The organism is Serratia sp. JSRIV002 (assembly GCF_019968725.1).
In the GTDB taxonomy this organism is placed as follows: domain Bacteria; phylum Pseudomonadota; class Gammaproteobacteria; order Enterobacterales; family Enterobacteriaceae; genus Chania; species Chania fonticola_B.
Genome location: NZ_CP074143.1, coordinates 2,683,863 through 2,700,940 on the forward strand (window position 1 = coordinate 2,683,863; position 17,078 = coordinate 2,700,940).

The following is a 17,078-nucleotide window of genomic DNA, read 5'->3' on the forward strand; positions in this document are numbered from 1 at the left end:
ATTGGGCAAAGCCCGGCAATAAATCCCAAGGGGAAAGCATGTTATTCCGAAATATTGCACGTAAATATTATGCGGCAGCAGGTGAAGGCGGGGAAGGTGGCGGCGGCAGTGCTGGGGTCGAGATCACCCCGGAAATCCAAGCCATTATTGATTCCCGCATTAACGAGTCTGTTTCGGGCCTGAAAACCAAAAACAGCGAGTTGCTCGGCAAGCTCAAAGAGCAAGGCGACAACTTGAAGCGTTTTGATGGCATCGATCCCGACGCTGTGCGTGGCATTCTCAAGCGTTTTTCCGATGGCGAAGAGGCAGAACTGATCGCCGCAGGGAAAATTGATGAGGTGCTGGAGAAGCGTACCGAACGAATGCGTGGTGATTCGGATAAGAAAATCAAAGCTGCCGTAGATCGCGCTGAAAAAGCCGAGGCGCTAGCGAACAAATTCACTAAGCGAGTGCTGGGTGATGTGATCCGTTCGGCGGCATTAAAAACTGGTGTTCTGGCCACTGCGGCGGACGACATCATTTTACGCTCCCAGGGAGTTTTCACACTTAACGAAGACGGCGAGGCCGTTGCAATCGACAAGGACGGCAACCCGGTTATGGGGAAGGACGGTAAAACGCCGCTATCACCTGCCGAGTGGGCCGAATCCCTCAAAGACACAGCCCCTCATCTTTGGCCAGCAGCCGAAGGTTCGGGCGCGGGTGGGCATAAGCCTGGTGGCGGATCACTGAAGCGCTCTCAGATGTCTTCCAAGCAAAAATCGGATTACATCCGCGCTCATGGCCAGCAGGCATTTTTAAGACTTCCAAAAGAATAAGGATCACCGAACATGGCAGCAACTGTTAACACCGACCTGATCATTTATAACGATCTGGCTCAAACTGCATACCTGGAGCGCCGTCAGGATAATTTGGATGTATTCAATGCTTCATCAAATGGGGCGATCGTTCTGGATAACGCGCTGATCGAAGGTGACTTCAAGAAGCGTGCTTTTTATAACCTGTCGGGCAGCATCGAACATCGTGACGTGAATTCTAACGACCCGGTAGATAGCAAAAAAATTGGTGCCGGAGAGTCCGTGGGTGTTAAGGCACCATGGAAATATGGCCCTTACGAAACCACTGAGGAAGCATTTAAACGCCGTGGCCGCGACGTTTCTGAGTTTTCGGAAATCGTGGGTATTGATGTTGCTGATGCCACCTTGGAAGGTTTTGTAAAATATGCAATTAAGGCGCTCACAGCGGCTATTGGTGCCAATGACGAAATGGTTGTCAGTGCCAATATTGCGACCGATGGCAAAAAGACGCTCACCAAAGGAATGCGCAAATATGGCGATAAGTTTGGCCGTATCAGCCTGTTCGTTATGCACTCTGCCAGCTATTTCGACATTGTCGATGAAGCTATCGCCAACAAAATTTATGAAGAAGCGGGCGTGGTGGTGTATGGCGGATTGCCTGGCACATTGGGTAAGCCTGTGCTGGTTACGGATACAGCGCCAATCGACGTTATTCTGGGGCTTCTGCCAAATGCTATTGCGATCACTGAATCGCAAGCGCCGGGGTTCCGTTCTTTCGATGTGAACAATAAAGAAAACCTTGCAATTGGTTACCGCGCTGAAGGTACGGTAAATATTGATATGCTCGGCTATAGCTGGGATGAGTCAAAGGGCGGCGCAAATCCGGATCTAACCAAGATTGGGACACCGACAAACTGGAAAAAACACGCTACCAGCAACAAGGTAACGGCCGGTGTGATGATCAAGCTTACCGACTCCGCTCCGGCGGCCAAGGCTAAGTAATCCAAGGGGCTTAGGCCCCTAATTTTTTGGAGGCACTATGTTGTCTACCAATCCGAAAGCGCCGGAATTCAACAGCTACGCATCGGTGGCAGATCTTGAAGCATTTGTTGTTGGTCGGGGCATTACGCCCCCAGAAAGCCCCGAGCCGTTGCTGATCAAGGCAATGGATTTTCTGAGTGGCATAAATTGGCAGGGGCGAAGGGCTAAAGCCGTTCAGCCGTTGGCATGGCCGCGTTCTGGTGTGATATTCGATGGCTTTAGTTATCCGAATGACGTGATCCCTCCACAGGTCGTTACAGCGCAATGCATGCTGGCAATTGAGGCTCAAGAGGGGGATCTGTTGGCTGCCGGCAGATCGGCTTCAATAAAGTCTGAGCGTGTCGAAGGAGCGATCACCACTGTTTTTGCTATTGCTGATGGTGAAACTTTCAAGCAGACCTATCCGGCGGTAATGGCGGTATTAAACGGCTTTGTTGTCGGTGGTGGGTTTGCCATTAACGCGATCGCAACGAGATCTTGATTCGGGGGAAAGGATGGCTATCGATTATCTGGGCGCCCAGAAAAGGGCAACTCACACATTGACCGAGAACGGATCTGAATACCCGCATACCCGCGGCGGTACAGTCAGCCGCATAGCTGGTAAGGAAGTGAGGGAGCCGGAGGTTAACGGCACGGTAATCGGTGTAAAAACCGAGTACAAACCGAACGAGATCGACGGCACTTTGATTCAGGGCGGTGATGTGCAACTAGTGGCCACACATGAAACGGAAATCCGTATAGATGACCAGATCGAGGTTGACGGTAAAAAATATCGGGTAGTGCATCCTCATCCGATAAAGCCTGGTTCCATCCTGATTTGTTACCGGGCACAACTGAGGGCGTAATATGTCCGAAAATGATGCCTTTATGCAGACGATAACGGCGTTTGTCGATAAGGCAAAGGCCAATCAAGCGCAGGTGGTGCGTGCGACCAGTATCCGGATACTGGCGCAACTTGTGCAGATGTCGCCTGTTGGCAATCCTGAGTTATGGGAAGTGAATAACACGGCGGTAGCTTACAACCAGGCTGTTTTTGATCACAATGAGGCCCTGCGACAAGACTCTGCCAACCTCACCCCCACCGGGAAATTGAAAAAGCGCGCTCGGGTTTCTGACAGTATGGGGATCCGGGCGCCACCAGGTTATAGCGGGGGCCGGTTTCGCGGCAATTGGCAGGTGTCTTTTGATTCGCCGGCTGATGGTGAAACAGGTCGGATCGATAAATCAGGCGGTGCGACGCTGGCTGCGGGAAACCTGGTGATAGAGCAATTCCGCATTGGCATGCAGGCCATTTATTTCGTGAATAACGTCCCTTATGCCTATCCACTGGAATTTGGACATTCCACCCAAGCGCCAGGCGGCATGGTCCGTATCACTGCCGCAGACTTCCAGCGGCATTTCAGCGCCGCCGTATCGGAGATTGAACCGTGAGCCACACCCGCATAGCTGCGTTGCTTGAGTCCTGTCTGGGCGAATGGGCTGACGCGCATGATATTCCTGTTGCCTGGGAAAACACCCCAATGGATCCGCCCGATGGCCTGTATCTGCAAGCCTACGCCATGCCCGCAACCACAACAGCAATCGACCTTGCGGAAAAGCTGCATGTTTTGCCGGGTGTTTGGCAAATCAACGTTGTTGTGCCTGCTGGTGATGGCATCGGCCCTGCAAGGGACTTGGCCGACCAGATCTCCGCATTGTTCCCTTTGGGGATGATGCTGACTGAAGGTGGCTTAACCTGCTACATCAGCACGCCGCCCACGGTTTACCGCGGCATAACAACGGATACGCGCTACACAATCCCCGTCAGCATGAATTACCGAGCTGACATCATCACTCACTGACCGCTTCGGCGGTTTTTTTATGTCCTGAATTGGAGAATCCTATGGGATTTGCATTGCCTAACGGCGCCACGGTATTTGTGGGGTCCAAAATGGCCGCCGCGTTGCCTGCAACAGCAGTCAGCAACGCAAAGGGGGCTGTGTTTACTGTTACTGGCAGCACACTGGCTGTTGACGACATTGTTTTAATCAAATCCGGCTGGGGATTGGTTGATAATCTGGTTGCTAAGGTGACCATTGCGACCGCAACGGCAATTACGATTGGTTCCCTCGACACGTCAGATACAAACTTTTTCCCTGCTGGTGCGGGCGTAGGGTCATTAATGAAAATCACTGATTGGATGCAGATCCCGCAAATTACTGAAGTGGGTGCCTCCGGTGGTGATCAGCAATATGTTCAGGTGCAATTTCTGGAGGATGATCGCCAGCGTAACCTTGCCACGTTCCGTGCCGCAAAAAACCAGACATTTACCTTTGCGCATGATTCATCGCTGGCGATTTATAACGTTCTACTTGCTGGTGATCGCTCCGGCGATACGTTGCCATTTTACATGTATGTGCCTAAAGCCAAAGAGAAACGTTATTGGTCTGGTGTGGCATCGTTCGATCCGCAACCGGCCACAGCGGTAAACCAGGTAGAAACCGTCCAGGTATCTATCGCTGTGCAATCCCGCACCATGACGTTCTACAAAGACAAATAATTCACTGGGGCGGCAGCTGCGCCCTACTAATCAAAGGTGTCGACATGAAATTTACTCTTATCCCTAACCCTACTTTTAAAATTGATGTGACCATTCCCCGTGCCGGGGCCGAGGATGGCGTTCTGACATTCACGTTCAAGCATAAAACTCGTGCCGATCTGGAAGCGTTGGAAAAAAACTTGCGTGAAGAGTCCGAGAAGCTTGGCGAAACGGGCAAGCACACCAATGCACCGATGGTAGATTTTGTCTGCGAAATTGCCATTGGCTGGGCGTTGCCGGAAAAATTCACGAAAGAAAACGTTATGGTACTGCTGGAAAACTACCCGCGGGCCTTTGACTCGATCGCGTTGGCATATACCCGCGAACTGATGGCGTTGCGTGAAAAAAACTAACAGCGGTTGCCTCGGCATTCTATACGCCTGAACCCTCACCGGAAGAACTGGCCGCGTTCGGGTTGACTCTGGACGATATAGATTCTGACCCAGTGGAAATCCTGCCCGATGTGTGGCCGTCTTTTGAAGTGTTCCGCGCTATGGCCACACAGTGGCGCACGGGCATGAGTGGCGTCACTGGTTTGGATTACAACTGCTTGCCCTGGGTCATGAAGCTGCACGGCGTAGAGGATGAGGCAACCGCATTAACTGATATCAGGGTGATGGAAGCGTCTGCGCTGACCATCATTCACAAAAAATGAGGCCGAAAGGCAGGAGTTAAAAATGGAATTCAATGTAAATTTTCCTCAGGCTAAAGGGCTTAGATTTAGCGATGTGGCGCATGAAAATGGATCTGCAATTAGGAAGCTCAGCGCCAAGGCTGTATCTCAGATTGGAGGTGATATATATGCTTTAGTTGAGGGTAAGGTAATTTTAACAATCAATTACGTTGAAGATTATGACGAATCATCAACGTTTGCTGAGTATGAGCAGCGGGCGATAGCACACTCGAAAAAAATCATTAAACAATTGCAATGCGGCGTACAATAAGCACGCCGCAGTTTGTTACTTAAGTAGATTGGCTACGCGCTTCCCAAGGTGCACTAGCGTTGATGATGAACCATATTTACTGAGTAAAACGGTTTAATTTTTCCTTTGTTTCCTCAGCATTTGCCGATTCTTCAATAAGGAATGCGATAATTGCAGTTACAGCATCCACTCCACCTTGAGCCTTATCATCAAGCGGCTGTAATTCTCTAGGAATTCCAGGTCCCATACGTTGCATATTTTTACCTCATCCAGAGTTAATCAGCTATCCCTCTGATTTAGACGCCCATGCTCCTACATGGGCGAGCTGAACACTCAAGATAACCTTTAGTTTTCGCCAACAACACCCTGATATTTGATCATGCTGGCCTTGTGCTGGCTTTTTTGCATGGAGATACAGCATGTCAGACATTGCATCACTTTCCCTGCGCGTCGATACCGGCGATTTGCAGCGGGGTAACCAAGAGCTGGATAAATTCCAGCAGAAAGCTACCGGAGCGGCCGGTGCCGCCGATGGTTTCAATGCTTCCGGGAAGAATACGGCGAAGGTATCGAAGGAGATCGCGCAAGAGATTGAAGATACCCATCGCCGTGTTGCTGAATATGCTGCAGCGTTGAATAAGTCGCAGACGGAAGCAAAAAACCATTCGCAGGCGACAGCGCAGCAACGGCAAGAATTGCGCGATTTACTGACGCAAATTAACCCGGTTACAGCGGCGTTCGAACGACTCGATAACATGGAAAGCCAGTTATCGAAATTCAACGCAAAAGGGATTATTGATCCTGAGTCATTTGCCGAGGCTTCCCGTACCATCCAGCAGACCCGCATTCAATTGGAACGTGCGGCCACAGCCCGAACGGAGGAAGGAAAAGCCGCTGCCGCAGCTGCGCAACAGGAACGAGCCGCCACCGCAGCCAAAGAGGCATTTTTATCAAAACTCCAAGCACAGAGCGCACTTTATAAGGCATCGGCCTCTGATGCCGCTGCATACAGAGCAGCGCAGTTAGGTATAAGCCAGGAGGCCGCACCGCTGATTGCTGCAATGCGCCAGCAAGAGGAGGCGGTAAGACGCGAGGCCGATCAGAAACGGGCCGCAGCGATCGCTTCCAGGGGCTTGAAGGAAGCCCTGAAAGAGCAGGAGGCCGCAGAGCGGTCAGCCGCAGCGGAAACCAAGCGTGCTGAGTCCACACGTAAATCATTCATCGATTCGCTGCAGGACCAGGTAAACGCTATTGGTAAAACGCGTACCCAGTTGCTGGAGCTGAAAGCGGCAAAGCTGGGGGTGTCGGCTGAGTCAGCACCGCTTATTGCCAAACTGCGTGAGCAAGATAATCAGTGGAAGATTGGCACGATCTCCGCCACTCGGTACAGACAAGCGTTGAGGATGTTGCCTGCTCAATTCACCGATATTTTCACATCTATTGCAGGTGGAATGCCGCTGTGGCTGGTTCTGTTTCAACAGGGCGGCCAGATCAGTGACTCGTTCGGTGGGCTGGGTGGGATCTTACGCTACATAAAGGAGGAGATCCTTGGCTTGAAAGAGGCAACTGACGAATCATCAGGGTCGCTTTCAGAAAATGCCAATGCGTTGGCCGAAAATGCTGAACATGCGAAGGGGCTTGCCGGAATACTATCGCCAACAAGTCTTGCCATTACAGGGCTGGTTGGTGTGGCTGGCCTACTTGTCACCGCATGGCACAAAGGCTCGCAAGAAGCCGTGGAGTATAACAAGCAGCTTATACTGACAGGCGGATATGCTGGAAAAACAGCCTCTCAGTTGCAGGATTTGGCTCGCTCACTGTCACAAAATGGACTGACACAACGTGCATTCGCGAGTTCGATTGCGAAAGTGGTCGGTAGCGGGGAATTCTCTTCTGGTGCGATCAGCATGGTCTCGCGGGTTGCCGCAGAAATTGAAGACGCTACCGGGCAATCAATTGATACAACGATCCAGCATTTCAAGCGCCTACAGGACGAGCCAGTAAAGGCCGTAATGGAGTTGGATCGAACCCTCCATTTTCTTACTGCCACCCAACTTGAGCAAATGATTTCCCTCGAAAAACAGGGACGCACCGCCGATTTAGCAAAAATCGCGATGGAATCTTACGCATCTTCAATGAGCAGTCGGTCTATCGGGGTTAAAAATAATCTCGGCACACTGGAAACAGCATGGGAGTATGTGAAGGATGCAGCCTCTGGTGCATGGGATGCCATGCTTGATGTTGGGAGAGAAAGGAGTCTTAGCAGCAAGGTTGAGGGGGTAAGAAAACAACTTGAGGTTGCACGTAAGAATCTTGAGCGCCTGGAGGCTACACCGGCTGTAAACACTACTGGCTATGGCTACGGTCGGCAAAATGATTCGTTTTCGTCTAGAGAACAGAGCCAGGCGCTGGTAAATCAAAGGACTCTGGTTGGCAACCTGACCAAAGAATACGAGAAACTTCAAAAGTCGCTGACTGATGAGGGGCTTGCTGCCGGGCGGGCAAAGCAGGAGCGAGACGAGCAAGAGCGGCTCAAAAACAGGATAAAAATTGGCGAAAAATACAATCAGCAATACGCTAGTAAGGCTACACAAAGAAAAGAGGAATTAGCCAAACTTGATGCAGATCGATGGGCTTTAACGGATGCCCAATATAAAGAATATCGGGCAGAAATATTAAGGAAGCACAAAGACCCTGTGATTCCTAAAGGACCAAAGTATCAACCGCCAGCAGGAGATAGTGCCGATGAGTCAGCGCAAGCCGATCTCTTGGCGCTTCAATCCCAGTTGGATGTATTGCGTCAGCATACCGGCTTAAACGATAAAATCAGCCAACAGCGAAAGGATCTTTGGAAGGCCCAAGCCGATTTTACTGTTTTGGAGCAGGCGGCAAAAGATCGCAAATTAAAGGTTCAAGAAAAATCACTTCTCAATAGTAAAGACAGCATTCTGGCACATAAGGAAAGACTGGCGGTTCTCGGTGATGAAGTCGTACAGCAGGAACGGCTCAACAAATTGCTGGATGCTGCTCAAAAGTTTGATCGGCAGCAGCAGGCAAAACGTGCTGAGATCGCCTTTCTTGCAACGGGGGCTACAGCCAGGGATTCCCAAAGACAATCCGAAAGGGACCGGCTCACCACTGAATATGCGGATAACCCGGGTGCACAAAAGCAGGTATTGTCATCCCTTGATGAAACTTATGCGGAGCGGGATAGGTTAGAACAAGACTGGAAAGCTGGTGCGCTCAATGGGCTGAATGAGTATCTGGAGAAAGCCACTGATGTTTATAGCTCGGTGTCAAACGTGGCTATGAGTGCGTTGAGTGGCATCTCCAATATGATGACTGACTTGGTCACCACCGGCAAAGCATCATTTCGCGACTTCACGACGTCAATCCTCAAGATGATCATTGATATCATCAACAAGCTATTGGTGGCATACGCGGTCAAGAGCATGTTAGGAGAAAGCGAGGGTGGTGGTTCGATTACTTCAGCTTTAGGGAAAATTTTCAGCTTTGATACGGGCGGTTATACCGGTGATGGTGGGAAGTACGAGCCAGCCGGTGTCGTGCATCGTGGTGAGTTTGTCATGACCAAAGAAGCCACGGATCGCATTGGTGTTGATAATTTGTATGCCATGATGCGCGGTTATGCCAACGGCGGGTTGGTCGGAAATACGGTTTCTGGTTCTGCGCCGATGCATGGGCTACGCAGTTCCGAAGGTTCTCAGCTAACAATCAATGCTCCTGTAACCATCAATCAGCAAGGGCAGCAGCAAAGCCAATCAGGGAATGGTGATGCCGTGGCTAAGGCCTATCAGCAGGTGATCGACGTATCCGTTAGGGAGGGGATCGCGAGGGAGTTGAGGCCGGGAGGACAGATTTGGTATGCACAGAATTCAAGGTAATCATCAGAAAATGTGATGTCTTGATATGCCTGATGACTGTAAGTGGTGATAGGATGTTGCCACTTGTAATTTACGGAGAAGTCGGTGTGGAGATTCTGATAATTGCGGCCTTTCTTGGTCTAATACCTGCTTTTATTGCACAAAGCAAGGGTAGGTCATTCGGGGCGTGGTGGTTGTATGGTTTCTTGCTGTTCATTGTCGCTTTAATCCACTCTCTTTGCCTTAGTGGCAGCAAGCAGGATATTGAAAATATACAACTAAACCAAGGGATGGTACGGTGTCCACTTTGTGCTGAGTTAATTAGAGCTGAAGCAATCAAATGTAAACATTGTGGGAGTGACGTTAGTGCTCTTAGCGCAGGCAGGGTTGTTGGAAGTGCGAAAGTGCTTGTTGCCAGTGATTTTGTTACTGAAGACCAGGACGGTGATGTTGTTCTTAATTATGATGGCATTAAAGCTTTTGCGAACCAACTACATAATGAAATGCCGAAAAACTCAGCTCTTTCGGTAATGGTGACACACGAGCCAGTGATTCGCCGACTTAGAGATAGTCTCCCGGAAAACCTCAGGAAAAACTTTGAAGCAGAACTTGAGGGAATGCTCCGAATCCTTAAAAAACAATGAAGCGTGATAATTGGATATTGCTACTTTTTTTAAAAGGAATAATCAAATGAAAGCACTGGGGTTTTTCGTGATAATGGTTGCGTTGGCAGGTTGTGCTACTGTACAAGAATTACTGGAAGGGGAACCTGTATCAACTGGGCAGTCACAAAAAACGGCACAGGTCATGTCTGCGTGCGTTGCGGAGAAATGGAACCAGACTTATTATAATGCAACATCAGTTCCATTAGCTGATGGTTTTTCCATCCAAATACTGAGCAGCAGTGGTGCAGGTGCTGATGCTGTTCTTGATGTAAGAGAGCATGCAGGAAAAACTAATTACGTCTTATTTGAGCGTATGCCATCTATGACCAGCAATAAAATTGAAAGGGCTGTCATTGACTGTAAATAGATAACTGGATTGATTTTATTCAGCCACCTATTTCGGGTGGCTTTTTAATTTGTGGACGTCAGCTAACCCGTTTAACTGCGGGTTTTTAATGCCCGACATTTCTGTGGGCATTGCACCGGATTTTATGCACGGAGAAAACATGGCAATCGACACATTCACCTGGCGCATTCAGGGGCAGCCAGAGGGCAGCTATGCCCAGCGGGTGAGAACGGCACAGTTCGGTGATGGCTATAAGCAGGTAGCCGGTAATGGCCTCAACATTGAAACCCAGACCTGGCCGCTGTCATTCACCGGCCAAAAAGCTCAGATGCTCCCGCTGTTAGAGTTCGTCCGGTCCCACACCACTAAATCATTCTTCTGGACACCACCCTACGGGGTAAAGGGCCTATATCGCGTGGTTGCTGACTCCATCAAGGCGACTCCGGTTGGCGGCCCTGTTATGACGGTATCTGCGACATTTGAACAAGCGTTCGCGCCATAAGGAGACCATGTGGCAATCACAAATGACGTGCAAAAACTGGAACCCGGTAACCGGATCCGGTTAATCGAAGTCGACGGTACAAAGTTCGGTGCCGATATCCTGCGCTTTCACAACGAAACCATACCTCATACTCCAACGGAGATCGCCGCGTCTGGTGGCGATGAAGCCAAGTTAAAGCCAAAAAGCGTTTGGTGGCAGGGGAAAGAATACGGCGCATTTCCGTATGAGTTAAAGGGGCTAGAATCATCCAGCGATGGGGCCAGTGCAACACCGAAATTGGCGGTGTCAAATATCGACAGCCTGATCACCGCGCTGTGTTTGCGTTTTGACGATATGCTTCAGGCCAAGGTAACCATCCACGATACTTTCGCACATTACCTCGATGCCAAAAACTTTGCCGGTGGAAACCCCAAAGCAGACCCAGCCCAAGAATTTAAGCAGGTTTTCTACATCGACAGCAAAAGCGCGGAAGACAACGAGGTTATTGAGTTTACGCTGTCCGATCCAATGTCATTGCAAGGGCGGCAGATCCCAACGCGGCAAATTACGGCACTTTGCACTTGGTGTATGCGTGGGCTTTATAAAACCGGTGACGGATGCGCCTATGCGGGGCAAAACGGCTGGTTTGATAAGAAAGGGAATCCTACTGCAGATCCTTCGCAAGATGAGTGTGGGGGGCTGCTGACGGATTGCAAAAAACGCTTTGGCGAAAATAACGAACTTGATTTCGGTGGCTTCCCAGGCTCTGCGTTGGTTCGGAGGTAACCATGCGACAAAAAACTATCGATGCAATCTTGGCTCATGCTGAGAGTTGCCACCCGGCTGAATGCTGCGGCGTCATCGCCCAGAAAGGGCGCGTAGAGCGTTATTTTCCCTGTGCCAATCTTTCCCCCAAGCCTACAGAACATTTTGAGTTGGCCCCGTTGGACTATGCGGAAGCCGAAGAGTGGGGAACCGTAGCAGCTATCGTACATAGCCACACTGGCGATGGGGCCACGACGCAGCCCAGCGAACTGGACATGCTGCAGTGTGACGTTACGGAATTGCCGTGGGTGATCGCTTCGTGGCCTGAGGGTGATATCAGGACGATTAACCCACGCGGTGATCGCCCGTTGGAAGGTCGTCAGTTCGTATTTGGGCATGCCGATTGCTGGTCGTTGATTATGGATTATTACCGGCAACAGCACGGCATTACTCTGCCTAATTACAGTGTGGAGCGCCACTGGTGGGATGAAGGTGAAAACCTGTATATGGACAACTGGTATGAATGCGGCTTTCGGGAGTTCTACGGGTCACCACAACCGGGCGATATGGTCATTATGCAGATCTCGGCTTCGGTACCCAATCACGCGGGGATCCTGTTGGAAGGCAACATGCTACTGCACCATCCTTATGGGCAACTGAGCCAGCGGATCCCATACGGCGGTTATTTTCAGGAAAGAATGATAAAAATCCTGCGCTTTAAGGACTTTTTCAAATGAGTGACATTCCAATCAGAACAATCAGGCTTGGCGGCATTCTCGGAAAGAAATTCGTCAAGGAATTTACTTATCGTGCCAGAGATATACCTCACGCGATCAGGGCGCTTAAGGGGCAGTTTCCCGGTTTCGAACGTTTTATGAACGAGGCTCAAATCCAGGGGCTGACTTTTGCTGTTTTTGTCGGCCGTAAGAATGTCAGTGAAGAAGAGATCGACATGACTAAGGGCAATGGCGATATACGGATTATCCCGGTCATTATTGGTAGTAAGCGTGGTGGTGTTTTTCAAACTGTCCTTGGTGCCGCCCTTATCGCAGCTTCTTTTATCCCGTTTTTGGCTCCGATATCTCCCTATCTTCGGATGGCCGGTGCATCGATGATGTTTGGTGGAGTAGTGCAAATGTTATCACCGCAGCCAGGTGGCTTGTCGGTCGGTCAGAACGCTGAGAACAAACCTTCATACGCGTTTGGTGGCCCGGTTAACTCGACGACCCAGGGCAATCCAGTTGGTGTCCTATACGGCAGTCGAGAAATCGGCGGTGCAGTGATATCGGCGGGGATCTACGCAGAAGATCAGCAGTAAAAATATCAGTGTTCAATCAGGCTCGCTCAGGCGAGCTTTTTTTATGGGCGAAACTATGACAGACGTGATCCAAGGTCGCAAAGGTGGCGGTGGCAGTAGCCATACCCCGACAGAGTCCCCGGACAGCATCCAGTCGATAGCGAGGGCGAAGATTTTACTGGCGCTGGGTGAGGGGGAATTTGCTGGCGGGTTGGATGGGCAAAATATTTTCCTCGATGGCACCCCGGTTTTTTCGCCAGATGGAACCCTGAACTATCCCGGCTTTGAGTGGGATTTCCGTCCGGGCACCCAGATGCAGAATTATATTCAGGGAATGCCAGGTGCTGAATACGAAGCTAGTGTTGGTGTCGATCTGAAAGCTACGCAGCCTTGGGTGAGAGCGATAAATAATACTCAGTTATCTGCTGTCAGAGTTCGCCTTGGCTGGCAGACGCTGGTAAGGCAAGAGGATAACGGGGATCGCGTGGGTACTCGGGTTGATTATGCGATCGATCTCTCTACTGATGGCGGCGCATATCAGACCGTTTTAAACAGTGTGATAAACGACAAAACTACGTCACTTTTTGAGCGTAGTCACCGTGTGAATCTGCCGGCAGCAACAACAGGCTGGCAAATCCGCCTGCGCAGGATTACCCCTGACTCAACATCCAGCAATGTCGTGGATCTTACGCGTGTGATGGCGATCACTGAAGTGATCGATGCCAAGCTTCGTTATCCCAACACGGCGTTGTTATTCGTTTCGTTCGATGCGAAACAGTTCCCAAACATTCCGCAGATCAGTTGTAAGCCGAAAGGGCGGGTTATTCGCGTTCCGACAACATATGACCCGGAAAGCCGGACATACAGCGGCACATGGGACGGCAGTTTTAAATGGGCCTACTCCAACAATCCAGCATGGGTATTCTACGATATTTTGCTGAATAAGCGGTTTGGCCTTGGTGATCGCTTGGATGCAACCCAAGTTGATGAGGTAGAACTGTATCGTATAGCACAATACTGTGATCAACGTGTACCCGATGGGCGTGGCGGCTCCGGTACAGAACCACGATTTGTGTGTGACGTTTATATTCAGGCTCAGAATGAAGCTTTTACCGTACTGCGCGATCTGGCTTCGATTTTTCGTGGCATGACGTATTGGGCCAATAACCAAGTTTGCGTGTTGGCTGATATGCCGAGGGATATGGATTTTACATACACTCGAGCAAACGTCATTGATGGAAAATTTCACTACCAAGGCGGCAGTTATCGAAACCGCTATTCAAGCGCGATGGTGAGTTGGTCAAACCCTGACAATCATTATCAAGATGAAGTCGAAGCGGTTATGGAAAATGCACTGGTTGAGCGTTACGGCATCAATCAGACGGAAATTTCCGCCATAGGTTGCACGCGGCAAACGGAGGCAAACAGGCGCGGGCGCTGGGCGCTACTCACGAATAGCAACGACCGCACAATATCGTTCTCAACTGGGCTGGATGGTTACATTCCATTGCCTGGGCGCATCATTGGCGTTGCAGATCAGATGTTGGCTGGGCGTGTATTAGGCGGCCGCATATCGGCAGTTAATGGCCGGGTGATTAAATTGGATCGGGTTGCCGATGTATCGCCGGGTGATCGGCTGATTATCAATTTACCGAACGGCAGCTCCCAGGCACGCACTGTTTCCGTCGTCAGTGGTACCAACGTCACGGTCAGCACTGCTTATAACCCAAATCCAGAACCGGAGGCCGTGTGGTCTGTCGATGCTGGCGATCTGGCAGTCCAACAGTATCGGGTTTCAAACGTTACTGATAATGATGACGGCACGTTTACCATTTCTGCTGTTTGGCATAGTCCGGGCAAATACGATGCGATCGATACTGGTGCCCGACTGGATGAGCGGCCGATATCAGTGATCCCGCCTGGTGTGCAAGCGCCTCCAACCAATATACAGGTCAGCAGTTTTACGCAGATTAACCAAGGGATTGCAATCACTACGATGCGAGCCAACTGGGATGCTGTTGATAATGCTGTGGCGTATGAAGCCGAATGGCGGCGAGACGATAGCAACTGGGTTTCTATGGCGCGCACATCGGCCCTGGGATTCGAAGTGCAGAATATTTTTGCCGGGCGATATCTGGTGCGGGTCCGGGCCATAAATGCCAGTGATGTTTCCTCTATCTGGGGAACATCAAAGGAAACTCGGCTAAATGGCAAGGAAGGGAAACCACCTAAGCCAGTAGGGTTCGCAGCAACGCCCTTATTGTGGGGAATAGGGCTTTCATGGAATTTTCCTGCCGGAGCCGGGGACACACTGAAAACCGAAATTCAATATGCTGATAATGCCGCAGGCAATAACGCCATGTTGCTTTCAGATGTGCCTTACCCGCAACGTAGCTATACGCAGAGCGGATTACAGGCGGGGCAAGAGTTCTGGTATCGTGCGCGGCTCGTCGATCGCACTGGCAATCAGGGTGACTGGATTGATTGGGTGCGCGGGCAGTCTAACGGCGATGCTGATGACTATCTTCATGTGATTGGCGATGGTTTTATGTCGTCTGCTGATGGTGATCGGCTTTCTGGCCAGATCGATACCAACATCGACGCCATCCTGCAGAACGCCCTGGCCAATAACGCGACGGTTGACCATCAGTGGGCGCAATACGGCGAAGTACGAGCCGATATTCTGGTTGTAAAAACCACGATAGCCGAGGTTGATAAAGCGTTTGCTGAAATGTCCACGCAAGTGCAGGCGCAGATCGGTGACGTTACCGCGGCTTTGGAAGACAAGCTAACAGCTACTGTTGATGCTACTGGCGCAACAGCGGTGCATACGTTGAAAGCCGGTGTGCGTATTAATGGCGTGTATTACAGCGCCGGGATGTCTATTGCGGTATTGGCGCAAGCTGGCCAGCCAGTAGTAACTCGCATCGGATTTAACGCCAATCAGTTCGTACTGATGAGCGGTAGCGGGGATAAACAATATTCGCCTTTTGCTGTGGTTAATGGGCAGGTATTTATCAGTGATGCCTTTATTCAGAATGGTTCTATTACCTCAGCAAAAATAAAAAACGCCTCAATCGGTGGCGCTCAAATTACGGATTATCTCCAGTCAGATAATTACTCTCCGGGGGGCGTTGGTATGAAACTGGGGTTCAGGGATGGATATGTTGAAATCAATGGTTCAGTGCCTGGTCTTGGAAGGACTGTTGTCAATAACGATGGTGTGGCAGTTTACGACGGTGCAGGGCAAATAAGAACAAAGCTCGGGAGGATATATTGAGCCGATACGGACTTGTAGTTTATCCCAAAGACGGTGGTGCGGGTGTTGATATCAGCAACGGTTCTAAAGCCTGCGCCTATCGTGGCTTTTTTAACCCAGAGTTTGACCAAAACGGAGAAACATGGTCATACCCCGACCTCTCGCCTGGAGCCTCATTATTTATTGTCCCAAGAAGAACGGTTGCCATTATTCAAACAGGCGCGGCTCCCAGAGTAATATCATGCAGTGGTGTACAAATATCGGGAGGTACAGTGCATGCCTGGTTTGATGGATTTAATTCCAGGCAGGACAAAGGCAGGCGACCCATCGAGTTTGATGCCTTTCAGGTATCAGGCGCTGGAGGTGTACCTCGCTATGGACTCCAGCTTATCGACGCGACAGACTACAGTGAATTTAACGATCTGGCTGTTGCGGGGAAATGCGTCTGGCGTGGTGTTGTTACCGTGCGCGGTGCCTGGGCAATCCCCGATATTCCTGATCGTGCCAATGCGATTGTTTTTGCTTACTGGGATCGTGGTGATCGCGCTGTGGATTTTGACCGTGAAAGCATGACTGTGAATGTCTATAGAGAGGCAGGTAGAGATATCATCAGCGACGGCAGTGCAGATTGCCAGATGTGGATATGCATCTTTTCGAACGGCTCTTATCCGGTTCCTCCGCGTTACGGGTTGGCAATCTGGAATGCCGCAGGGCAATGCACATTCTCCTCTGATAATGCTCCCATGCTCTATCGCGGTAATTCATTAAACACGCAGCGCATACCGGGTAACTATGCATACCCCCTCATGGCGACAGCAAAGCCGCTGGTCCCACTCTGCCGCCTTGGTATTCATGATGGTATGAATCTATCGAATAACTATCTTGATTATCGCCATGCTGGAATGCGAATGGCTGGCGGTGGCGTTACTGCCTGGCGCACGAGATACATCAACAGTTACGACCATAGCAAAATCAATATTCAGTATCGGCTGACAACAATCAATCTGCCCGTACTGGACGCCGCAGATTATTTTAGTCTTTAAAT

The 17,078-nt window shown here is 50.4% G+C and carries 20 protein-coding genes; 19 read left to right on the plus strand and 1 reads right to left on the minus strand.

The window, feature by feature from the left end:
* Positions 1-38: 38 nt before the first annotated feature.
* The 10 genes from KGP26_RS12630 (at position 39) to KGP26_RS12675 (ending at position 5,357) form a co-directional block, all read left to right on the plus strand.
* Positions 39-815, plus strand: coding sequence for a hypothetical protein (locus KGP26_RS12630; RefSeq protein ID WP_223499338.1), 777 nt, complete (start codon positions 39-41; stop codon positions 813-815).
* Positions 816-827: 12 nt separating this feature from the next.
* On the plus strand, positions 828-1,796 hold the full coding sequence (locus tag KGP26_RS12635; RefSeq protein WP_223499339.1) for a major capsid protein: 969 nt from the start codon (positions 828-830) through the stop codon (positions 1,794-1,796).
* A gap of 37 nt (positions 1,797-1,833) precedes the next feature.
* A complete protein-coding gene (locus KGP26_RS12640) occupies positions 1,834-2,316 on the plus strand; it encodes a DnaT-like ssDNA-binding protein (protein ID WP_223499340.1) in 483 nt (160 codons plus the stop codon).
* 13 nt (positions 2,317-2,329) lie between these two features.
* Entirely contained in the window at positions 2,330-2,680 is a 351-nt protein-coding gene (locus KGP26_RS12645) for a hypothetical protein (RefSeq protein ID WP_223499341.1), read from the plus strand.
* Between the two features lies 1 nt (position 2,681).
* Positions 2,682-3,266, plus strand: a complete 585-nt coding sequence (locus tag KGP26_RS12650) for a hypothetical protein (protein WP_223499342.1) — start codon at positions 2,682-2,684, stop codon at positions 3,264-3,266.
* Positions 3,263-3,676: a DUF4128 domain-containing protein gene (locus tag KGP26_RS12655; RefSeq protein ID WP_223499343.1), complete on the plus strand. Its 414-nt coding sequence runs from the start codon at positions 3,263-3,265 to the stop codon at positions 3,674-3,676. Before KGP26_RS12650 ends, KGP26_RS12655 begins: the two co-directional genes overlap by 4 nt.
* Positions 3,677-3,717: 41 nt before the next feature.
* Positions 3,718-4,374 (plus strand): phage tail protein, encoded by a 657-nt coding sequence (locus KGP26_RS12660; protein WP_223497858.1) that lies wholly within the window; start codon positions 3,718-3,720, stop codon positions 4,372-4,374.
* 44 nt (positions 4,375-4,418) lie between these two features.
* Complete coding sequence (locus KGP26_RS12665) at positions 4,419-4,766, plus strand: phage tail assembly chaperone (protein WP_223499344.1); 348 nt, start codon at positions 4,419-4,421, stop codon at positions 4,764-4,766.
* A 92-nt stretch (positions 4,767-4,858) separates the two neighbouring features.
* The gene (locus tag KGP26_RS12670) at positions 4,859-5,068 is read left to right on the plus strand and encodes a DUF1799 domain-containing protein (RefSeq protein WP_371822694.1); all 210 of its coding nucleotides are present in this window, start codon (positions 4,859-4,861) and stop codon (positions 5,066-5,068) included.
* A 22-nt stretch (positions 5,069-5,090) separates the two neighbouring features.
* Complete coding sequence (locus tag KGP26_RS12675) at positions 5,091-5,357, plus strand: hypothetical protein (RefSeq protein ID WP_223499345.1); 267 nt, start codon at positions 5,091-5,093, stop codon at positions 5,355-5,357.
* A 76-nt stretch (positions 5,358-5,433) separates the two neighbouring features.
* On the opposite strand, the gene KGP26_RS12680 is transcribed toward KGP26_RS12675, so the two are convergent.
* Positions 5,434-5,592 carry a hypothetical protein gene (locus tag KGP26_RS12680; RefSeq protein WP_223499346.1) on the minus strand — a complete coding sequence of 53 codons (159 nt, stop codon included), beginning with the start codon at positions 5,590-5,592 and terminating at the stop codon, positions 5,434-5,436.
* 163 nt (positions 5,593-5,755) lie between these two features.
* On the opposite strand from KGP26_RS12680, the gene KGP26_RS12685 reads away from it, so the two are divergent.
* The 9 genes from KGP26_RS12685 (at position 5,756) to KGP26_RS12725 (ending at position 17,076) form a co-directional block, all read left to right on the plus strand.
* Positions 5,756-9,241: a phage tail tape measure protein gene (locus KGP26_RS12685; RefSeq protein ID WP_223499347.1), complete on the plus strand. Its 3,486-nt coding sequence runs from the start codon at positions 5,756-5,758 to the stop codon at positions 9,239-9,241.
* A 53-nt stretch (positions 9,242-9,294) separates the two neighbouring features.
* Positions 9,295-9,864 (plus strand): zinc ribbon domain-containing protein, encoded by a 570-nt coding sequence (locus KGP26_RS12690; RefSeq protein ID WP_223499348.1) that lies wholly within the window; start codon positions 9,295-9,297, stop codon positions 9,862-9,864.
* Positions 9,865-9,910: 46 nt separating this feature from the next.
* Positions 9,911-10,252, plus strand: coding sequence for a hypothetical protein (locus KGP26_RS12695; protein ID WP_223499349.1), 342 nt, complete (start codon positions 9,911-9,913; stop codon positions 10,250-10,252).
* A 139-nt stretch (positions 10,253-10,391) separates the two neighbouring features.
* A complete protein-coding gene (locus KGP26_RS12700) occupies positions 10,392-10,733 on the plus strand; it encodes a phage tail protein (protein ID WP_223499351.1) in 342 nt (113 codons plus the stop codon).
* A gap of 9 nt (positions 10,734-10,742) precedes the next feature.
* Entirely contained in the window at positions 10,743-11,498 is a 756-nt protein-coding gene (locus tag KGP26_RS12705) for a phage minor tail protein L (RefSeq protein ID WP_223499353.1), read from the plus strand.
* Between the two features lie 2 nt (positions 11,499-11,500).
* Positions 11,501-12,214: a C40 family peptidase gene (locus tag KGP26_RS12710; protein ID WP_223499354.1), complete on the plus strand. Its 714-nt coding sequence runs from the start codon at positions 11,501-11,503 to the stop codon at positions 12,212-12,214.
* Entirely contained in the window at positions 12,211-12,795 is a 585-nt protein-coding gene (locus KGP26_RS12715; RefSeq protein ID WP_223499356.1) for a tail assembly protein, read from the plus strand. Before KGP26_RS12710 ends, KGP26_RS12715 begins: the two co-directional genes overlap by 4 nt.
* A 55-nt stretch (positions 12,796-12,850) precedes the next feature.
* Entirely contained in the window at positions 12,851-16,054 is a 3,204-nt protein-coding gene (locus KGP26_RS12720; RefSeq protein ID WP_223499358.1) for a host specificity protein J, read from the plus strand.
* A complete protein-coding gene (locus tag KGP26_RS12725) occupies positions 16,051-17,076 on the plus strand; it encodes a DUF6453 family protein (RefSeq protein WP_223499359.1) in 1,026 nt (341 codons plus the stop codon). Before KGP26_RS12720 ends, KGP26_RS12725 begins: the two co-directional genes overlap by 4 nt.
* Positions 17,077-17,078: the final 2 nt, after the last annotated feature.

What these genes read in the sequence shown, in the direction of transcription:
- KGP26_RS12630 (WP_223499338.1), top strand. Translation starts at nt 39, where the DNA reads ATGTTATTCCGAAATATTGCACGTAAATATTATGCGGCAGCAGGTGAA.
- KGP26_RS12635 (WP_223499339.1), top strand. Translation starts at nt 828, where the DNA reads ATGGCAGCAACTGTTAACACCGACCTGATCATTTATAACGATCTGGCT.
- KGP26_RS12640 (WP_223499340.1), top strand. Translation starts at nt 1,834, where the DNA reads ATGTTGTCTACCAATCCGAAAGCGCCGGAATTCAACAGCTACGCATCG.
- KGP26_RS12645 (WP_223499341.1), top strand. Translation starts at nt 2,330, where the DNA reads ATGGCTATCGATTATCTGGGCGCCCAGAAAAGGGCAACTCACACATTG.
- KGP26_RS12650 (WP_223499342.1), top strand. Translation starts at nt 2,682, where the DNA reads ATGTCCGAAAATGATGCCTTTATGCAGACGATAACGGCGTTTGTCGAT.
- KGP26_RS12660 (WP_223497858.1), top strand. Translation starts at nt 3,718, where the DNA reads ATGGGATTTGCATTGCCTAACGGCGCCACGGTATTTGTGGGGTCCAAA.
- KGP26_RS12665 (WP_223499344.1), top strand. Translation starts at nt 4,419, where the DNA reads ATGAAATTTACTCTTATCCCTAACCCTACTTTTAAAATTGATGTGACC.
- KGP26_RS12675 (WP_223499345.1), top strand. Translation starts at nt 5,091, where the DNA reads ATGGAATTCAATGTAAATTTTCCTCAGGCTAAAGGGCTTAGATTTAGC.
- KGP26_RS12680 (WP_223499346.1), bottom strand. Translation starts at nt 5,592, where the DNA reads ATGCAACGTATGGGACCTGGAATTCCTAGAGAATTACAGCCGCTTGAT.
- KGP26_RS12685 (WP_223499347.1), top strand. Translation starts at nt 5,756, where the DNA reads ATGTCAGACATTGCATCACTTTCCCTGCGCGTCGATACCGGCGATTTG.
- KGP26_RS12690 (WP_223499348.1), top strand. Translation starts at nt 9,295, where the DNA reads ATGTTGCCACTTGTAATTTACGGAGAAGTCGGTGTGGAGATTCTGATA.
- KGP26_RS12695 (WP_223499349.1), top strand. Translation starts at nt 9,911, where the DNA reads ATGAAAGCACTGGGGTTTTTCGTGATAATGGTTGCGTTGGCAGGTTGT.
- KGP26_RS12700 (WP_223499351.1), top strand. Translation starts at nt 10,392, where the DNA reads ATGGCAATCGACACATTCACCTGGCGCATTCAGGGGCAGCCAGAGGGC.
- KGP26_RS12710 (WP_223499354.1), top strand. Translation starts at nt 11,501, where the DNA reads ATGCGACAAAAAACTATCGATGCAATCTTGGCTCATGCTGAGAGTTGC.
- KGP26_RS12715 (WP_223499356.1), top strand. Translation starts at nt 12,211, where the DNA reads ATGAGTGACATTCCAATCAGAACAATCAGGCTTGGCGGCATTCTCGGA.
- KGP26_RS12720 (WP_223499358.1), top strand. Translation starts at nt 12,851, where the DNA reads ATGACAGACGTGATCCAAGGTCGCAAAGGTGGCGGTGGCAGTAGCCAT.